A 17,723-nucleotide genomic window follows, 5' to 3' on the forward strand; every position below is an offset into this window, starting at 1 on the left:
AGTTTTTTTTCGAGAGTAAAAAACTTAATTCAGTAAGAAAGACTTAATGCTGAATTATGTTATTTCGGGCTAGCAACTTAAGACGGGACACTATGGAACGAGGCTTAACCGTTCGTCCTGAGTTCAGTCGAAAGGTAGACGGTTAAGCTGTTCATACTTCGACAAGCTAACCTTAACTTGTCTCGTCTTAATGTTGGTCGCCTTATTTAGTAAGCGAAATAATCTAACCTTAGTCTGCAAAATCTCGTTTGATTTTGTAGAGGGCGTTCGGAGGTGATTAATCACTTATGCCTAAACAATCGTCCAGTGATGATTAATAAATCCTTCTAATGGATGATACTGTGCTTTGTAAGCCATTTTTTGGCAATTTGCAATCCAAAAACCCAGATAAACATGCTCTAATTCCAATTGTTGAGCCTGCTCGATTTGCCAAAGTACCGCATAGACCCCCAGACTGTAACTCGAAAAGTCAGGATCAAAAAAGGTATAGACCGCCGATAAACTGTGGTCGAGAAAATCAACAATCGAAACTGCGACCAGTTGTTCATTAATATGAAACTCGACAAAGCAGGTCTTACACCACGAACTCGTTAAAAAATTAATATATTCGTCAGGGCTTGATGAGGCCATTCCACTTTCAGGGTGTTTATGGTGTTGATAACGCATATAAAGATCATAGTGTTCCTGTTTAAACAGGGCAGGTTGCACGTTAACCGTCGTCGGCTTATTTTTTTTAAAACAGCGTTTTTGACTACGTGTTGGCTTAAATTGCTGGACAGGAACACGACAGGCAATACATTCCGAACAATCAGAACAGCGAGGACTGTAAACGTCATCGCCACTTCGTCTAAACCCATGTTCAATTAAGCGAGAATAAAGCGAAGTATCAAGCGTTAAGTTTGGACTGACAAAGGCGGATTGCGACTCCCTATCCGCTAAGTAACTGCATAATTGCGGCGGGGTCACTAATAATGGAATGGAACTCATTTTTTTTTCCATGCCTCAGAGTGGGGTGATTTTTTACAAAAATTAGCGAGTTTTTGGATAAAAAGTTCACGGCTAATTTCATAGGCACCCAGACTGGCTAAATGATTGCTGTGAACTTGGCAGTCAACTAATTGATAACCCCACAAATGTAAGTGATTTAATAAGTGGACAAAAGCGACTTTAGACGCATCGGTTTGGGTATGAAACATCGATTCACCAAAAAAAACCTGTCCAATTGCCACGCCATAAAGTCCCCCCACCAGTTGGCCGTCTTGCCATGCTTCAGCAGAATGGGCGATCCCTTGATGATGAAGTTTTGTGTAGGCTTGTTTCATTTCTTCACTAATCCATGTGTCATCACTGTCGTTACGAACCCCTGAACAGGCTTCAATAACTTCACTAAAGGCGTTATCGACTGTAAAATTAAAGCGTTGTTGGCGAATCGTTTTGGCTAAACTACGCGATAGGTTTAATTCCGTGGGGGCTAAAACTAAACGCGGATTAGGTGACCACCAAAGAATAGGATCTTCAGGATTAAACCATGGAAAAATACCCGATTGATAGGCATTAAGGAGTCGTGTTGTCGATAAACACCCACCCATCGCTAATAAACCATCAGGATCGGTTAATGCTGTGCTAACAGGCGGAAACGATTCATCTGGGAACTCTGACTGTAACTGTGTTAGCTTCATGCGTTAGCATTGCCTATTTTAATCATACTAAGCCTTAAGTGCATTGTTAAGTAAATCCATTTGACCCTTTGACCATTTAATTTTAATCCGTTAGTTCATCTAAGTATTTTTCAGCATCTAGCGCGGCCATACAGCCCGAACCTGCGGAGGTGACCGCTTGCTTATAAATAGAATCCATCACATCGCCTGCGGCAAAAACGCCTTCGACACTGGTTGAGGTAGCATTACCTTCAATGCCGCTATGAACCTGAATATAGCCATGGTTCATAATCAACTGGCCATTAAAAATACCGGTGTTAGGGGTATGTCCAATGGCAATAAAAACCCCATGAACATCAATATCCTTTGTTGAGCCATCGTGCGTATTTTTAATACGCATACCCGTGACCCCCATATCATCGCCAAGGACTTCATCTAACTGATAATTCCACTCGATAGTGACGTTTCCATTCGCATTTTTTTCAATTAATTTATCGCTTAGGATTTTTTCAGAGCGAAATTTATCACGTCGATGAACCACTGTTACATTAGAGGCAATATTAGCTAAATAAAGCGATTCTTCAACAGCGGTATTTCCACCGCCAATCACCGCAACGGGTTTGTTTTTATAAAAGAAACCATCGCAAGTAGCGCAGGCGGACACGCCGCGCCCTTGAAACTCAGTCTCTGAATCCAATCCTAAATATTTAGCCGATGCGCCTGTTGCAATAATAAGTGCGTCACAGGTGTAGGTTCCTGAATCCCCCGTTAATGTAAAAGGGCGTTGTGATAAATCAGCAGTATGAATATGATCGAACACAATCTCGGTATCAAAACGTTCGGCATGTTGTTGCATCCGACTCATTAAGTCAGGCCCTTGTACGCCTTTAAAATCGCCAGGCCAATTATCAACATCGGTTGTTGTGGTCAATTGTCCCCCTTGCTGCATCCCTGTCACCATAACAGGGTTAAGATTTGCCCGTGCCGCATAAACAGCCGCTGTATAACCTGCGGGACCTGAGCCTAAAATTAAAAGGCGACAGTGTTTTACATCACTCATTGATTAACTCCATAAAAGGGAACGTTAGCTACCTTGTTTTTTAATAGCTGATTTTTAACGTCATCACCAAAAACAATTTTTTTAACGTTAATGGTATTAAAATTAGATGAAAATATTACCATAAACATAAAAAAATATCGCAGTTTTATCTTGATCCGTTAGATTGATTTTGGAATAGGTTCATTACCGCCTAAGCAAACCTCATACTCATTATTTAAAATCAAAATTGACCAAGGTGCTTTTTCCCGCTTCGATGGTTTGACCTAGACTAATGACCCCATTTCCTGTCAACGACATTGCTTCTCTATGTAAAAAAACCGTTTGCTGAGTTTTATTAAAGTAAACGTAAGTCCCATTTGAGCTTTTATCCACTAAAATATATTTTCCACGGCTGTATTCAATAAAAGCATGAATTCGGGAGACAAACTGGGTATTAATTAAAATATTGGCTTCTTGGGTACGCCCTAAATTAAAAGGGATACTGGCCGACGAGACGGGGTAGTTTTGCTGATTAAAGGTAAGCTGTAATTTTAAACTTTCGGCGGAAGTTTGCGGCGTTTCTCGCGCAATATAAGTCATATCATCCTTATCTTCCCAAACAATTTCCCAAATAGAAAGTTCAGTTTTTTTCCCTTTAATGGGGGCAAGATCATAAACCCGTGCCATTACTTTTAAAAACTCATTAAGTTCGGCTTCTACGACGCTAGAGATTAAAATTTGTCTCGCTTTAGCAAAACTTGAAAGACGGGCGGCAACATTAACGGTGTCACCAAAAATATCGCCTTTATCTTCAATAATTTTTCCAGAATGTAAGCCAATTCTAATTGCCATTGCCGCCATTTGTAGCTCATGATGACTGTCAATTGAGTTGTGCATTGCACACGCCGCTTGTACTGAAAGATTAGCCGAGGGATAACGACACATAATCTCATCACCAATGGTTTTTATCACTGTTCCCTGATAGTCTTCCGTAATTTTACTCATTAAATTAAGACAAAGATCAATTTTTTGTTTTGCGGCAGCATCGCCTAGCACATCATAAAGGGCTGTACTCCCCGCAATATCAGCAAACATCACGGTACAGTCTTGACTCGACTTATTTCTAAATTTAAAAAACCTTAACAACTAAGTTCCTCATTGACACGGTAATCAAAATAACACATTAATTTCATTGTTGCGTAAAATCAAATTCTAATGATAAATTTGAGGCTTGATACAATTTTACAAGGCTGTGGGTGAAAATACGTCCCTTTTAAAGCGCGTTGCCTTTATTTGGTGAGTGATGAGCTTAAACACTCAGGCAGACTAGGGGGTAAAATATTTGTTATAATCTTCGCATTCAGGGATGAAAATAAAGCGTTAATTTTTACAAATCATTCCAATAGCCCTTTAAAATAAATTAATGTTTTTTAATTTTTAAATGCCACGTTAATGGCGACCCCATTTAAGGGGGATAAAAAATGGGTAGAGACCCGACTGTCTTGTCTCTCTGTAAATCGATAATTTCGTTAATTATACGACTAATATGACCCAACTTATAACCTTCTATAGTCCTCATTGTTTAATGAGTCTTGTTATTAATTTTTAAAACCGAGCTTTTTGTGACTACTTACTATTTAGAATCTAACAAAGATTACCACGACAAAGATTTAAACCCTGATGATGCGGTGAATGAAACGCTATTAGAAGATACCGCTAAGTATTATGAAGATTGTCATCAAGATTATTTATTTGCTTGGTGCAATCGGGATAATTTAGCCTTGCATTATGGGTATTGGGATGAGGATAAACCTTATAATCATCATCAAGCGTTACTGAATACGAATCGAGCCTTATACGAAAAAGCGGGTATTAAACCCTCGGATCATGTACTGGATGCAGGTTGTGGTTTAGGCGGGAGTTCATTATGGATGGCGGGTGAATATAAAAATAAAGTGACGGGGATTACCATCAGTCATAAACAAGCGGATTATGCGAATGCTAAAGCTAAAAGTCGCAATCTGGAGCATCTGGTTAATTTTGAAGTTGCTGATTATTGTAAAACACCGTATGAAGATGAATCCTTTGATGTAATCTGGGCTTTAGAAAGTTCGTGCTACGCACTTGATAAAGGGGCCTTTTTAAAAGAAGCGCATCGTTTATTGCGTAAAGGTGGGCGATTAGCCTTGTGTGATGCCTTTATGTTACAACGCGAATTTGATAAAACGCAATGGCAAACGGTGATGGACTTTTTAAATGGCTGGTTAGTCCCTAATTTATCCGACCGTGACGAGTTTACCCGCTTAATTAAAGAAGCTGGATTCCAAGAAAGCCATGCGTATGATATTAGCGAGCAGGTTTTACCCTCGTCTAAATACATGTATAAAATTGCAAAGCGGTTGGCCCCTGTGCAAAAAATAAGCCAATGGTTGGGTTTGCGTTCAAAAACACAAACGGCCAATTACAAAGTAGGCTTTGCTCAGTATGATTTTTTTCATGACAAACTCGCCGAATATTGTATTTTTACCGCCACTAAATAAACGCGTTAAGAACGTGTATGATTTACTTAAATTAGAATTTATACACGTTTTTCGGCAGCCTTCATTTTTCGGTTTACAGTTTAAATTCGGAGTCCAATAGCTTTAGCTGTTGGCGAGTCACGAAAATAGCTAAAACTATTTTACTCCCCTCTATTTTTTAAGAATAAAGTATAAACTACTTTTAAGCCAAATGAAGGATGCCCATTTTTCACTTCATTTCACCATCCAAATAAATAAGATGTTTACTCGTCGCCATTTTATTCAAACATGTGCCTTGTTATTATCCCATCCTTTTTCAAAAAAAATTAATGCGGCAACCGTAACAAATAATTATCGCTGGTTTATGCCCGATGAGGCCGAAACACACAAACGAACTTGGATGGCGTTTGGGGCCAGTCAAAAAATATGGGGTAAAAAATTATTACCTGAAGTTCAGAAAAATTTAGCGACGATTGCGAATGCCATCGCCTGAAACGGAATTAAATTATTTATTAGGATTGGAAAAAATTATTTGGTTGCCTGGAATAAAAGGTAAGGATATTACCGATGGGCATACCGATTTTTATGCACGATTTTCACAACCAGGTCGTGTGGTCGTTAGTTTAGAAACCAATCCTAACTATTTTGATTATACCGTTACTCACGCGCATTTAGAGATTTTAAACACGGCAACAGATGCGCAAGGTCGTCAACTTGAGGTTGTCGTTATTCCCTTCTCCCACGGTTATCCGAAAAACAGAAAATAACGATGATTTTTCCGCAGGCTATATTAATTATTATCTATGTAATGGGGCGGTTATTCTACCTGAGTTTGGGGATAAAAAAGCCGATGCCGTGGCTAAAAAAACCTTACAAGCTTTATTTCCACGCCGTGATATGGTGCAACTTAATATTGATGGCATTGGCAGCGGGCGGGGGGGGAATACATTGTACGACGCAACAAGAACCTATTTAAAAACACACCATATAATCTAATACGCGGTGCGAACAATCAAATAAAATTCGTGGATAATAAATACGCATAACAATTTTTACCCCAAATTCAAAAAATAAGGTCAAAGTCATTAATCGAGCGGAAGCCATCCAAATTTGTGATAAACAGTTAATTGAATTTCGCCATACGACGACCGTCCAAAAGCAACCAAATACAAAGAGCATGAAATGGACATCATCCCAGCTAGAAACCGTAAACTCGCCGATACTCATCGCATAATCTGCGGTATACAACCCTATATTTAACGCGATAAAAAAAGGCCAAAATACACGCCATAGGGCAAGTTTTGCTGTCCACGCATATAAACAATAATAAAGCGGGGAGCTGAACGGTTTATCTTCAACCAAACCATTAACAAGGGGGGCGCTAATGTATAAAACACCCCCTAAAGTGGCAAAAATAATCGACAATTCTAAAAAACTGCCCATATTTAAGTGCATAAAAAAAAGAGGTAATGAATGAGCAAACATAAGTGAATTTTTTATAAATAAGTATTTTCTGACTATTATAGTAGGTAAATAGGGTTTAAGGGCGGGAAAACAGTTTTTTATAGGATAATTTATTTAAAAAATTACACTTTAATATCATTGTGTTATAAAAAATAAGACGCAACTAATCAGAATTAAATTTTATTTACACTCCCATAAATAAAATTGAAAGTTTTGGGTTTATTAGTCAGTTTCTTTTTAGCGGAATTTAGGCTGTTGAGTTAGATCGTAATAATGGGTGACTTTTAACCACTCATTTTGATACACGCCCTATCTTGAAAAAATATTTTTTGTGGTATGATGAAAGACGTAAGTAATATTGCTTACAGTCATATATACGAGGTTATAATCTTCAAATGGGTTTATTTAAAAAATTAGTAATTGCTTTATCTCTTTGTACAGCAATGCTTGCTGTTGCCCCTTCTGTTATGGCAAAACCAGCGGGTAAAATTGAAAACCAAAAACCTGCTGCAACTAAAATAGCTATTGGTGCAGCTATTGAACAAGCAGAGATCACATTAGCAGCCGCTATAGCGGGTGGTGATGTTAAAGATGTTTTGGTTGAGTTTAAAAAAACTAAGCAAATTGCGAAAACAAATGAAAGCGCAACAACCTATCGTCTTCGTGAAAAAGCATTAGGTTATGTAAGTAAAGCACGTTCAGCTTATAAAAAAGGTAAGCAAGATGAAGCCGTTGCTAAAATGACGAAAGCTGTTGAAACTTTCAAAGAAATTGAAGGCGCTTATAAAGCATTTATGGAATAAATAATTTTTTAAAAGAGGTACGTTTTTGTACAGCTTTAAGGATTAAGATACGGGTTTATTATTTAATAATGAACCCGTTTTTTTATGAGCGTAACTAATGTGATTCAAAAATAATGGCTACCAACTTAAGACAGGACACGTTGACGTTAAGCCGTTCGTACTGAGCTTGTCGAAGTATGAATGGCTTAATCGTCCGCCCTTCGACTAGGCTCAGGACGAACGGTTAAGCCTCGCTCCATAATGTTCCATTATGGTTGGTAGCCAAAATAATCAAGGTTATGGAATTATATTTTCGCCATTAATCGCGCTGCTAATGGATGATCTGAAAACGTGTTTAATGCCGTCCCCACTTGATAGCATTGCCCGCCTTCTGCACGATACTGGCGACTAAAATCGCTAATATATTCTGTCACGGTATAATCAATTAAATAGCTGTCTGTAAAATTAAAAATCAAATTTTTACCCGTATCTAATTCGGATAATGCCTTTCTTAAGGGTAAAAAATTTGAAAATAAAGCAGACCCCGTCAACTTAATTACAATCGTGTGTTGATTTGGCGACTGAATGCTAAACTTAATTTTAAAGAGATTATCAAGCCAAACCCCCCGCACAATATGGATGAGTAATTTACTTACAATTCCAAGCATAACCCCTAAGAGTAAATCCGTTGCGAGTACACTGATAATCGTAATAATAAAAACTAAGAATTGCTCTTTACCTATTTCAAATATTTTTTTAAATGAAGCGGGCGAGGCTAAGCTATACCCCGTATAAATGAGTAAGACCGCCAATGAGGCTAAGGGGATGTTATGAATAAAATGAGGAAATAAAACCACAAACATTAATAAGATTAAGGCATGGAAAAAGTTTGACCAGCCCGTTTTCGCCCCATTATTAACATTAGTGGTACTGCGTATAATTTCAGCAATCATCGGTAAGCCGCCGATAAAGCCTGAAATCATATTTCCCAAGCCGATGGCGGTTAAATCACGATTTAAATCAGATTTACGCTGATAGGGATCCAGCTTATCGATGGCTGCGGCACTTAATAGAGACTCAAGGCTACCGACTAAACAAATGCTAATGACCGCCCCTAAAAACTCGCTGGTAAAAACTTTAGAAAAATCGGGGTAATAAAAACTTGCTAAAAAATAATCAGGGAGCTTAACTAAAAATTGCGGTTCAACTAAATGCTGATGTTCTTCAATCGCTGATAAATTAAGATGTAAATGTTCATGTTGTAACCCAAAAATTTGGGCCAACAGCATTCCTGTAAATAAGACAACAATAGGAACCGGTATACGTTTGAGTTTTGATGGTTTCAATAAGGACCAGACCGAAATAATAATCAAACCACTTAAGCCGATAATCGCTATTTTAGGGGTTGGGTTAAGTAAACTTTCAGGAATTTGTGCGATAATAAAAAATATATTACCCACATCGGGGGTGATACCTAACATCACATGCGTTTGTTGAGCCATGATAATAATCCCAATAGCCGCTAACATCCCATGTACGACTGAGGTCGGGAAAAAAGCACTTAAACGTCCAACTTTCGACCAACCCATTAAAACTTGTAACGCACTTGCAAAAACAATGGCCGCTAAGGTATAGCGATAACCTGCAATAACATCACCGTCCCCTAAGCTCTGAACAGCGGAAAATATAACGACAATTAAACCCGCAGCCGGGCCATTAATGGTCACAAAAGATCCATTAATTCGGGAGACCATTAACCCACCAATAATCGCGGTAATAATACCTGAGGCGGGTGGAAATCCTGACGCTAAGGCAATGGCTAGGCATAAGGGTAATGCCGTTAAAAAAACAGCGAAACCTGCGATTAAATCACTTTGCCAATTTTCTTTTAACCCCTCTAATCCTTGTTTTGGTAAAAGGGGGGGCGATAATAATTTCTTCTTCATAAGACAGTTAAATAAACGGTAAAAAATAATATATTGAGTTGATTTTTGTTTTAATTTTTAGGCAATAATCATTCCAGATAAGTAATAGACAATAAGTTTAAAAAAGGAAAAATACAGTTGGCTGACTAGCTAAGATTCGGCTTTAGACTTGTTTCATCGACAAGGTAATTCGTTGACGTGCAATATCAATCGCCATGACTTTAACCTTAACCATTTCACCTGTTTTGACAATTTCACGCGGATCTTTAACAAATTTATTCGCTAAGTGTGAGATATGAACCAAGCCATCTTGATGCACTCCAATATCAATAAAGGCACCAAAGTTAGCGACATTGGTTACCACGCCTTCTAAAAGCATCCCTTCGGTTAAATCCGTTATTTTTTCAACGCCTTCTTTAAATTTAACACGTTTAAATTCAGGTCGAGGGTCTCGGCCTGGTTTTTCAAGTTCAGAAAAAATATCATTAATCGTTGGTAAGCCAAATTTTTCAGTGACATAATCACGTGGGTTAAGCGATTGAAGCGACTGTTTCTGACCGATAATAGCACGGATAGTCGTTGTATTTTTTTCTAAAATAGTCTTGACGATAGGATACGCTTCGGGATGCACAGCCGAGGCATCAAGGGGATTATCGCCATTAATAATTCTTAAAAAACCTGCAGATTGTTGATACGCTTTTTCACCTAAACGAGCCACTTTTTTAAGTTGTTTTCTATTTTTAAAAGCCCCGTTTTCATTCCGATAATCAACGATATTTTGACTAATACTCATCGACACGCCAGAGACTTGTTTTAATAAAGGAGCGGAGGCCGTATTCACATTAACGCCTACCGCATTAACACAATCTTCAACCACGGTATCTAACATTCTAGCGAGTTGCGTTTGATTAACATCATGTTGATATTGCCCAACGCCGATGGCTTTGGCTTCAATTTTAACTAATTCCGCTAAAGGATCTTGTAAGCGTCGAGCAATAGAGACGGCCCCTCGTATTGAAACATCCAAATCAGGAAATTCCTTTGCCGCTAATTCAGAGGCCGAATAAACAGAGGCCCCTGCTTCTGAAACCATCACGTTATTAAATCGAAGCTTAGGATAACGTTTTCCTAAATCACTCACTAACTGATCGGTTTCACGCGAGCCTGTGCCATTACCGATACTAATTAATTCAATTGAATGTTGGTTTATCAATTTAGCCAAGTGTTCAATGGATTCATCCCATTGTTTTTTCGGGGGATGAGGATAAATAGTTGTGAAATCAATCACTTTTCCCGTAGTGTCAACAATGGCGACTTTAACCCCTGTCCGAATACCAGGATCTAAGCCCATCGTCACTTTAGCCCCTGCGGGAGAGGCGAGTAATAAGTCTCTAAGATTATCGGCAAAAACTCGAATGGCTTCGGTTTCGGCTAATTCTAATAACCGTGATTTTAAATCTAAATCAATACGAGTCAATAATTTTACTTTCCATGCAAAACGGGCAACAAGTTGTAACCATTGGTTTACAGGGCTATTTTTATCGGCATTAAGATTTAAAATAATCCGTTGAATATAATAATCATCAGGTGCCGTTGCCGCCTTTGCAGGGTTTAATGTGAGGGTTAATAATTTTTCATTACGGCCTCTAAATAAAGCTAAAGCTCGGTGTGAGGGAATTTTATGAATGGCTTCATGATAGTCAAAATAATCTTTAAATTTGACCGCCTCGGTTTCTTTACCGCTTACGACTTTAGCATGAAGGTTTCCTTGTTCCCAAACCCGTTCTCGTAATTGATTTAAAAGCGGCGCATCTTCACTAATGCGTTCCATTAAAATTTGTTTTGCCCCCTCTAAGGCATCTGTCGCTTGATTAATGTTATGCGTCGAATCAAGATACGTTGCTGCAAGTGTTTCAGGGGATAGGGTTCTGTTTGCGAGCAGGGTCTCTAATAGAGGTTCAAGCCCCGCTTCTCGCGCTATTTGGGCTTTTGTACGACGTTTAGGTTTATAGGGTAAATATAAATCTTCTAGTTGTGTTTTAGTTTCAACTTGGTTAATGGTTTGTTTTAATTCAGGCGTGAGTTTGTTTTGGTTGTGAATGCTGTCGAGAATGGTTTGGCGACGCGATTCTAATTCACGCAAATAATTTAAACGTTCTTCGAGGGTTCTTAATTGACTATCATCCAGCCCTTGGGTGATTTCTTTTCGATAACGTGCAATAAAAGGGACGGTTGACCCTTCATCGAGTAATTTGATGGTGGCATCAATTTGCGAATGAGTAACGCTGAGTTCTTGTGATAAGAGTGAGGTAATATCCATGTCATTGATAAGTGAGCTGATGAAATTGTCATTGTAGCAGTTTGTCAATAATCACGATTATAAATACTTATTTTTTTTGCGGGTACCATATAAAGCCAAGCGTTGTGACGTGAATGGGAGAATTTGAGGTGAAAAAATTAAGAAATGATACTGTTTAGTTTTTATAAGCTTTCAAGTGTTAGTGGGATGCTTAAATTATCTTGGCTACCAACTTAAGGCGGGACAGCAGTAAATTCAACTACTGCATGGTTATTAACTTTCATTCAACCTTGAAGTTAAAAGTGTCCCGCTTTAAGTTGGTAGCCGTTATTTACAGGCTATTTATTGCTAGAATAATTATATTTAGTTGCTGATTTTTTTTCATTAAATTAGGATAATATATTATAAAAATTATCATAAGTTGATAAGTTGTTTATCCATCTTAAAATGTAGGGTTAAATCATAAGGGTATGAGGCACTTAAATGATATAAATTGACAATTTTTGTCAAAAAATGAATTATTAAAATGTTACAATGTTAAAATATTATAACCTAATAAAACAAAGGGTAAGCTATTTGGTATAAAAAATTCTTCTTATTAACTATATTGCGAAGATGCATAGGAATGCTAATTATTCTAGTGATTACCCTTCTAGTTAAATGGTTTAATGTTTTTTAACCTTTATTTTCGCTGTAGATGGAAAAATTTATTTATTCAATAGAGCTGTTAATAAAAGTAAAGGTGTGGTGTATTACATCTTTATTAAAGGTTTACATCGCGTAAATTAAATTATATAACACAGGTGAAATCATGTTAAAAAAAACAACGTTAGCATTTTTAAATTTTAATGAAAGCCAGCAAAAAATTTTTACATCTTTATTGGTTTTATCAGTACGGGAACTTAATCAAGAGTGGGATATTGTCGATAAAGATACTGCTCAGGTTATTTTTATTCCCTATGAAACGATAATTACAGTAAAACGCTGGAATGAAATTCAGAAGACTTATGCTAAAGCAATACTGGTCGCTTATAGTGTGGATTTAAACGATTTAAATGTTCGCTGGAAATTATTAAAAAAAGAAACTCATCTTCCTAACCGAGCCGCATTAATTAAATTATTGAATGACATTGCAAAAGAAGAAAGTAATAATAGACTTGTTCTTTAAGAAGAAGTTAATATATCATGTTAAAATTCCATAGGATAGCCGCTAAAAAAGAAAATAAATCTTTTACACCTTCTTTTTTATTTCTAAACTTGTCAACTAGGCATCTATATCTTTTCATTCCACCGATTACATGCTCAACAATGACTCTTTCACGACTCATCTCTTTGTTTTCTTTTTTTTGATTTTCTGTTAATGTTGGGTTTGGATTATGCTTAGATTTATTTGGTTTTTTATGAGGAATATTTACCGAATTAGTTTTATATTCATTATTAAACCCCAAATAACCTAAATCAATAAATATATTAAAATTACTAAACCAATTTAATTCTGGATTAAATTCTTTTTTAAACATTCCATAATCATGATTTTTACCGGAAAACTAACCCCAATATATAAAATTAAATGACCTAAAGAAGCTATAGTGGTATTTTTAATTGTATGCTGTTTTTTTACCACTGTAAAATTCATTTTGTTCTTCATAGTCACTAGGGCGTTGTACAGCACGCTCTGTAGCATCTATTATCAATGTTTGAACTCCGCCAAAAGCCTGCTGCATTTCTTCAGGGGTTGAAAAACTTGTTGCAGGTAAAACATTAAATATATCTAACGTCTTTATTAAAATTGGAAATAATTTGTATACATGAGTATGGGCGCATGATTTATTCATATTAAAAGAAAACCCTAAGTGATCGAAAGTAGAATAGCACTTCATATAATTTAATATAAATAATAATTTGTCTGCGGGTTTTTTTAATGTGCTATCTAAACCACTACCGTATTTTCTTTCTTTATTTTCATGTTTTTCTTTTTGATCTTCAATAAGGGTCTTTTCAAATAGAGATAATAGTAAAATAAAATGTTCTGTTTTTAATCCTGTTAAAGCTCTTAACTGTCTATCATCATAAATTCTTGGTAAAATTTCTTTTATTTTCATGTTATACTTTGATTTTTATTTTTTATAGAAATTTATTATAAAGCTTATTTATTATTTTTAATAATTTAATTTAAAGTTTATTTATTAGGCTGTATCAACTGATTGTGAATGTTATCAAGTATATATAAGCAATTGATTTTAATATATTTTATTTAGAAGAACAAGTCTATTGTAGAAAAGATCCTTGAGCCTGAAAAAGTGAGTACTTTAGATAAGAATATTATAGTCGGCCCTCCTTTACCTAAAAAAGAGGGAGGGTTAAATAAGAGTCCTATAACTTCGCCGCCTTTATTTATACCCGGTCGTTATTTTTTAGGTATTCTTCAAAAAAGTATTAAAATGGGTAATATTTATCGTTGCAGTATAAAAGGGAAGCCCGCACTTTATTTACTGCCAGAGCAAGATTGTTATTTTTGTTCAGCAGGGATTGAGGGCCTCACGTCTTTATTTTTAACGCCGCCTAAGGATATTGAGATTAAGCTATTATCGGGTGAGGCGTTAAAAAAACAAATTGGGGGATTGAAAACTAAAGACTTAAATGATTTATTATGGTACGCAACGATTACCGCTTCGCAAGGTCGTCTTATGGCGCATTATTATCTTGAAGATAATGTATATCTACACTCATGGCCTGATATTTCAATGGTGAGTGCCAATAGAAGTTATTTAATTATTGCTTCTTTTATGAATAAGCATACGGTAAGTTTAGTGAGAATTGCAGAGGAAACTCAACAAAAATTAAGTGATGTGATTGATTTTCATAATGGGTGTTATAGCTTAGGCTTAATGGCTGAACCTTTACATTTAAATAAATGGTAGCTTATGGATACGGGTGTTTAAATTAACGAGCCCAACGAGATAGCATTTCTTGTAACTGCGTTTTATTTAATAATTGATTATCCACTTTTAAATAAGCCGTATTTTCTTCAAAGTGTAACCGTGCTTCTGAAATCCCTGTAATTGCGAGGAGTTCATTGCTAAATTCTTCCGCTTGTTGATGATTGATTTCTTCCAAGGAAATTAATAAATTAGCTAAATAGCGAGGAGGACGCATAAACAAAGCAATGAAAGCCCAGCTTAAGGCTGCTGCTGCGGTAGATAAAAAAACAGTTTGCGCACCGTATTCGCCATAGAGCCAGCCACCCGTTACCCCACCTAAAAAAGCCCCCATAAACTGGGAACTTGAATACGCCCCCATCGCGGTTCCTTTTAAATCGGCTGGGGCTGTTTTTGAAATCAACGAAGGTAAGGTCGCCTCTAATAAGTTAAAGCCACAGAAAAAGAGCCATAGTAAGCCAATGAGCAAGGTTAAGTCATGATAAAAATAACTTAACGCGGTATTAGCAATGACTAGAGTTAGAATAGCCCCTATAAAAACGACTTTCATTTGTCGTTTTTTCTCGGCTAAAATAATAAATGGCACAATAACGATCATAGAGGTGACTAAAATAGGCAAATAAACTTGCCAGTGATCTTCTGCTGCAAGGCCGGCGTCTCGAATCAATAAGGGTAAAACAACGAAGCTTGCGGTTAAAATGAGGTGAAGAATAAAAATGCCATAGTTTAAGCGGAGTAAGTCTGTATTTTTTAGAACATTTTTTATTTGTGTAGGGACGAGTTGGGCATCACGGTGAACGATGGATTTTTGCGGGTTAGGCACAATAAAAAGGACGACTAAAATAGCGAGTAAGGCTAATACGGCGGTTAAGTAAAAAATACCTTGTATGCCGATAAAACCTGCAATAATAGGGCCTAGCGTAATGGCGATGCCAAAGGATATGCCGATACTCGCCCCAATAGTTGCCATCGCTTTGGTACGATGAACTTCCTGTGTTAGATCAGCGACTAAGGCCATAATTGCGGCGGCAATTGCGCCACAGCCTTGTAAGGCACGCCCTAATAAGACCCCATAAATGGTTGTCGATACCGCTGCGACTAAACTGCCTGCGGAAAATAAAATCAATCCGATAATAATAATTTTTTTGCGCCCAAAACGATCGGAGAGTAATCCAAAGGGAATTTGCAAAAGGGCTTGGCTTAAACCATAAATACTAATGGCTAAACCAATTAAGAGCGGCGTTGCGCCTTCTAATTGTTCAGAAAAAAGAGATAATACGGGTAAAATCATAAACAAGCCTAACATTCGTAATGCATAAATGCTGGCTAAGGAAAGGGTCGCACGCCGCTCCAATGAAGTCATTGGGCTGGTAATATCTTGTAATTCGGCCAAGTAAAATACTCCTAAAATAACAGGTCTAAAGGGGCTATAATATCATAGTGATTATTCACTAAAGTCCAGACCCTTAAAAACTTAATAAATTCAATTAATAGCGGGAATAGCAGGAGGAGAAGAAAAGCATGGAAGAATGTACGGTTCAATAAAATTTCTTTAATCTAGGGTGTGTTTTAACGTTATGTTTTTATAATATTGAAGCCAGTATCAACTTTTTTAGAAAGCTAAGTTGCGCCATAATAATCCAATAAGAGAACGGGAAAAGCACTTAACACGGCGACTTTATTATCAGGGTTAATATATTTTTCTAATTGAGCCTCAAAAATTTCCGATTGCTCAAAAGTCTGATTAGGAAAAGTATAATGACCTGTTGTTATAAAATTTAACTTACGACAATGTTCCTGAATAATGACTGCCCAGTGCTGATGATCCCATTGCCAAAAATTTTTATAACATTCATTACATTCGTGGCTAACTCTTTCTTTATATGAAGTCTTTTGTTTTGCTTCTGCCGTTGTTTCGTGAAAAGGAATATCGGATTTAAGATGTTTAATGGCTTCAATCATTGGATAACTAATATAGAGCTTACCGTTTTCAGTTTCATTATTAAAATACTCAAGCATCTCTGTAAGTTTTTCATCAGATGCATTTGAAGCATGACCATCGTAATCAAAAATTAAATAAATTTCAGCAATATTTTTTCTAACAATTCCATCAAGAACCCCCGTATTATTAGGTCTTAATTCTTCAATTAAATCAAACTTAAGCTCAAGCTCATCATATTTTTGTAAGTCTTTATAAAGTTTGTAGATGACTGTGTTAAAGGTCGCGCAAATAATGGAATGATCATTCTCACTTAAAAAATATTTTCGTAAAGAGTTATAAATATGAGCTTCCGTTTTTACTCCTTCAAAAACGAATAAAATAATTTTAGACATGAAAACCATCCGCACGATAAATTTTTTCAATATTATGTGCAAAGCGTAATTCTTTTTCAGTACATTGACTTAGTGGTTTTATTTTTTCTGGATTCATTAAAAAATAACAATCGGGTCTAAGCAAATCATTAGTCATAATGCTTGTATTATGTGTTGTTAAAATAACTTGAGCATCAATCTTTTTTAACTCTTTTACAACCAATTCAGATAATTCATGATGGTAAAAAGCTCAAATTCATCAATAAAAACAAAAGAGACTTTGTTATTTTCTTTTAATCGTTGCAACCAGAAATAAAATAATTCAAGTGAATGAGTTCCTGTAGAAGAAACTTCATTAAAAGAAATATTTTTTTCATTATAAATGAAATCTAAACTAGGCCGTCCATTTCTATTAACGATTTTCAATTCACATTCAATTCCAGCTTGATTAAGAAAATCTGGCTACCAACTTAAGACGGGACATCCAGTAAAATCAACTACTGCACGATTGTTGATTTTCCTCACTTTGTAAATATTGGGGATTTAAAACTGTCCCGCCTTAAGTTGGTAGCCGAAAATCTTGAAAATCTTGAACATTATCATTCTCAATAATATCAGCTAAAACATCCCAAGAACCATTTTCAAAACCTAAATAATAAGTTTCATTTAAAGATTTAAAAAATAACATTTTATTAATAAAATCTATAAATTTTTCAAATGTATTATTGGCTACCAACTTAAGACGGGACATCCAGTAAAATCAACTACTGCACGATTGTTGATTT

21 protein-coding genes are annotated in these 17,723 nt (G+C 36.3%); 7 read left to right on the plus strand and 14 right to left on the minus strand.

The genetic code is table 11. The features are described 5' to 3' along the window. Positions 1-291: 291 nt before the first annotated feature. The 4 genes from Q9M50_05360 to Q9M50_05375 form a co-directional block, all read right to left on the minus strand. Entirely contained in the window at positions 292-999 is a 708-nt protein-coding gene (locus tag Q9M50_05360) for an arginyltransferase (protein MDQ7090057.1), read from the minus strand. Then, positions 984-1,679 carry a leucyl/phenylalanyl-tRNA--protein transferase gene (aat, locus tag Q9M50_05365; GenBank protein MDQ7090058.1) on the minus strand — a complete coding sequence of 232 codons (696 nt, stop codon included), beginning with the start codon at positions 1,677-1,679 and terminating at the stop codon, positions 984-986. The genes Q9M50_05360 and aat overlap by 16 nt, the downstream gene beginning before the upstream one ends. Positions 1,680-1,761: 82 nt before the next feature. Further along, positions 1,762-2,718 carry a thioredoxin-disulfide reductase gene (gene trxB, locus Q9M50_05370; protein ID MDQ7090059.1) on the minus strand — a complete coding sequence of 319 codons (957 nt, stop codon included), beginning with the start codon at positions 2,716-2,718 and terminating at the stop codon, positions 1,762-1,764. Between the two features lie 210 nt (positions 2,719-2,928). After that, on the minus strand, positions 2,929-3,843 hold the full coding sequence (locus Q9M50_05375) for an adenylate/guanylate cyclase domain-containing protein (GenBank protein MDQ7090060.1): 915 nt from the start codon (positions 3,841-3,843) through the stop codon (positions 2,929-2,931). A gap of 476 nt (positions 3,844-4,319) precedes the next feature. On the opposite strand from Q9M50_05375, the gene Q9M50_05380 reads away from it, so the two are divergent. From Q9M50_05380 to Q9M50_05395, 4 genes are all read left to right on the plus strand, one after another. Beyond that, a complete protein-coding gene (locus Q9M50_05380; protein MDQ7090061.1) occupies positions 4,320-5,237 on the plus strand; it encodes a methyltransferase domain-containing protein in 918 nt (305 codons plus the stop codon). A 190-nt stretch (positions 5,238-5,427) separates the two neighbouring features. Further along, a complete protein-coding gene (locus tag Q9M50_05385) occupies positions 5,428-5,709 on the plus strand; it encodes a hypothetical protein (GenBank protein ID MDQ7090062.1) in 282 nt (93 codons plus the stop codon). Then, complete coding sequence (locus tag Q9M50_05390; GenBank protein MDQ7090063.1) at positions 5,696-5,983, plus strand: agmatine deiminase family protein; 288 nt, start codon at positions 5,696-5,698, stop codon at positions 5,981-5,983. The genes Q9M50_05385 and Q9M50_05390 overlap by 14 nt, the downstream gene beginning before the upstream one ends. Beyond that, complete coding sequence (locus tag Q9M50_05395; GenBank protein ID MDQ7090064.1) at positions 5,913-6,212, plus strand: agmatine deiminase family protein; 300 nt, start codon at positions 5,913-5,915, stop codon at positions 6,210-6,212. Before Q9M50_05390 ends, Q9M50_05395 begins: the two co-directional genes overlap by 71 nt. On the opposite strand, the gene Q9M50_05400 is transcribed toward Q9M50_05395, so the two are convergent. Next, positions 6,189-6,701, minus strand: a complete 513-nt coding sequence (locus tag Q9M50_05400; GenBank protein ID MDQ7090065.1) for a hypothetical protein — start codon at positions 6,699-6,701, stop codon at positions 6,189-6,191. The two genes, Q9M50_05395 and Q9M50_05400, sit on opposite strands and share 24 nt — an antisense overlap. A 374-nt stretch (positions 6,702-7,075) precedes the next feature. Here Q9M50_05400 and Q9M50_05405 point away from each other — a divergent pair, with 374 nt between their 5' ends. Beyond that, entirely contained in the window at positions 7,076-7,483 is a 408-nt protein-coding gene (locus Q9M50_05405; protein ID MDQ7090066.1) for a hypothetical protein, read from the plus strand. A gap of 284 nt (positions 7,484-7,767) precedes the next feature. Here the strand turns inward: Q9M50_05405 and Q9M50_05410 are convergent, their stop codons facing one another. Together Q9M50_05410 and Q9M50_05415 are read right to left on the minus strand one after the other, a co-directional pair. Then, positions 7,768-9,408 (minus strand): SulP family inorganic anion transporter, encoded by a 1,641-nt coding sequence (locus Q9M50_05410; protein MDQ7090067.1) that lies wholly within the window; start codon positions 9,406-9,408, stop codon positions 7,768-7,770. Between the two features lie 142 nt (positions 9,409-9,550). After that, positions 9,551-11,707 carry a Tex family protein gene (locus Q9M50_05415; GenBank protein ID MDQ7090068.1) on the minus strand — a complete coding sequence of 719 codons (2,157 nt, stop codon included), beginning with the start codon at positions 11,705-11,707 and terminating at the stop codon, positions 9,551-9,553. A 790-nt stretch (positions 11,708-12,497) separates the two neighbouring features. On the opposite strand from Q9M50_05415, the gene Q9M50_05420 reads away from it, so the two are divergent. Beyond that, a complete protein-coding gene (locus Q9M50_05420; GenBank protein MDQ7090069.1) occupies positions 12,498-12,854 on the plus strand; it encodes a hypothetical protein in 357 nt (118 codons plus the stop codon). 7 nt (positions 12,855-12,861) lie between these two features. Here the strand turns inward: Q9M50_05420 and Q9M50_05425 are convergent, their stop codons facing one another. Both Q9M50_05425 and Q9M50_05430 read right to left on the minus strand, forming a co-directional pair. Continuing rightward, a complete protein-coding gene (locus tag Q9M50_05425) occupies positions 12,862-13,206 on the minus strand; it encodes a transposase family protein (protein MDQ7090070.1) in 345 nt (114 codons plus the stop codon). Positions 13,207-13,284: 78 nt separating this feature from the next. Beyond that, positions 13,285-13,788 carry a transposase family protein gene (locus tag Q9M50_05430; GenBank protein ID MDQ7090071.1) on the minus strand — a complete coding sequence of 168 codons (504 nt, stop codon included), beginning with the start codon at positions 13,786-13,788 and terminating at the stop codon, positions 13,285-13,287. Between the two features lie 198 nt (positions 13,789-13,986). Between Q9M50_05430 and Q9M50_05435 the strand changes: the two genes are divergently transcribed. Further along, positions 13,987-14,607: a hypothetical protein gene (locus tag Q9M50_05435; GenBank protein MDQ7090072.1), complete on the plus strand. Its 621-nt coding sequence runs from the start codon at positions 13,987-13,989 to the stop codon at positions 14,605-14,607. 22 nt (positions 14,608-14,629) lie between these two features. Here the strand turns inward: Q9M50_05435 and Q9M50_05440 are convergent, their stop codons facing one another. The 5 genes from Q9M50_05440 to Q9M50_05460 form a co-directional block, all read right to left on the minus strand. Further along, positions 14,630-15,988 carry an MFS transporter gene (locus Q9M50_05440; protein MDQ7090073.1) on the minus strand — a complete coding sequence of 453 codons (1,359 nt, stop codon included), beginning with the start codon at positions 15,986-15,988 and terminating at the stop codon, positions 14,630-14,632. Between the two features lie 257 nt (positions 15,989-16,245). Next, positions 16,246-16,959 (minus strand): hypothetical protein, encoded by a 714-nt coding sequence (locus Q9M50_05445; protein MDQ7090074.1) that lies wholly within the window; start codon positions 16,957-16,959, stop codon positions 16,246-16,248. After that, a complete protein-coding gene (locus tag Q9M50_05450) occupies positions 16,952-17,095 on the minus strand; it encodes a hypothetical protein (GenBank protein ID MDQ7090075.1) in 144 nt (47 codons plus the stop codon). The genes Q9M50_05445 and Q9M50_05450 overlap by 8 nt, the downstream gene beginning before the upstream one ends. Before the next feature lie 56 nt (positions 17,096-17,151). After that, on the minus strand, positions 17,152-17,364 hold the full coding sequence (locus tag Q9M50_05455; protein ID MDQ7090076.1) for a hypothetical protein: 213 nt from the start codon (positions 17,362-17,364) through the stop codon (positions 17,152-17,154). A 133-nt stretch (positions 17,365-17,497) separates the two neighbouring features. Further along, positions 17,498-17,689, minus strand: a complete 192-nt coding sequence (locus tag Q9M50_05460; GenBank protein ID MDQ7090077.1) for a hypothetical protein — start codon at positions 17,687-17,689, stop codon at positions 17,498-17,500. Positions 17,690-17,723: the final 34 nt, after the last annotated feature.

The organism is Methylococcales bacterium, from assembly GCA_030949405.1.
In the GTDB taxonomy this organism is placed as follows: Bacteria; Pseudomonadota; Gammaproteobacteria; order Methylococcales; family Methylomonadaceae; genus WTBX01.

Excerpts from the sequence above, each read along its gene's own strand:
- Q9M50_05360 (MDQ7090057.1), bottom strand. The coding sequence starts at position 999 with ATGGAAAAAAAAATGAGTTCCATTCCATTATTAGTGACCCCGCCGCAA.
- aat (MDQ7090058.1), bottom strand. The coding sequence starts at position 1,679 with ATGAAGCTAACACAGTTACAGTCAGAGTTCCCAGATGAATCGTTTCCG.
- trxB (MDQ7090059.1), bottom strand. The coding sequence starts at position 2,718 with ATGAGTGATGTAAAACACTGTCGCCTTTTAATTTTAGGCTCAGGTCCC.
- Q9M50_05385 (MDQ7090062.1), top strand. The coding sequence starts at position 5,428 with ATGAAGGATGCCCATTTTTCACTTCATTTCACCATCCAAATAAATAAG.
- Q9M50_05390 (MDQ7090063.1), top strand. The coding sequence starts at position 5,696 with ATGCCATCGCCTGAAACGGAATTAAATTATTTATTAGGATTGGAAAAA.
- Q9M50_05395 (MDQ7090064.1), top strand. The coding sequence starts at position 5,913 with ATGCGCAAGGTCGTCAACTTGAGGTTGTCGTTATTCCCTTCTCCCACG.
- Q9M50_05400 (MDQ7090065.1), bottom strand. The coding sequence starts at position 6,701 with ATGTTTGCTCATTCATTACCTCTTTTTTTTATGCACTTAAATATGGGC.
- Q9M50_05405 (MDQ7090066.1), top strand. The coding sequence starts at position 7,076 with ATGGGTTTATTTAAAAAATTAGTAATTGCTTTATCTCTTTGTACAGCA.
- Q9M50_05410 (MDQ7090067.1), bottom strand. The coding sequence starts at position 9,408 with ATGAAGAAGAAATTATTATCGCCCCCCCTTTTACCAAAACAAGGATTA.
- Q9M50_05415 (MDQ7090068.1), bottom strand. The coding sequence starts at position 11,707 with ATGGATATTACCTCACTCTTATCACAAGAACTCAGCGTTACTCATTCG.
- Q9M50_05420 (MDQ7090069.1), top strand. The coding sequence starts at position 12,498 with ATGTTAAAAAAAACAACGTTAGCATTTTTAAATTTTAATGAAAGCCAG.
- Q9M50_05425 (MDQ7090070.1), bottom strand. The coding sequence starts at position 13,206 with ATGTTTAAAAAAGAATTTAATCCAGAATTAAATTGGTTTAGTAATTTT.
- Q9M50_05430 (MDQ7090071.1), bottom strand. The coding sequence starts at position 13,788 with ATGAAAATAAAAGAAATTTTACCAAGAATTTATGATGATAGACAGTTA.
- Q9M50_05440 (MDQ7090073.1), bottom strand. The coding sequence starts at position 15,988 with ATGACTTCATTGGAGCGGCGTGCGACCCTTTCCTTAGCCAGCATTTAT.
- Q9M50_05445 (MDQ7090074.1), bottom strand. The coding sequence starts at position 16,959 with ATGTCTAAAATTATTTTATTCGTTTTTGAAGGAGTAAAAACGGAAGCT.
- Q9M50_05450 (MDQ7090075.1), bottom strand. The coding sequence starts at position 17,095 with ATGACTAATGATTTGCTTAGACCCGATTGTTATTTTTTAATGAATCCA.
- Q9M50_05460 (MDQ7090077.1), bottom strand. The coding sequence starts at position 17,689 with ATGTCCCGTCTTAAGTTGGTAGCCAATAATACATTTGAAAAATTTATA.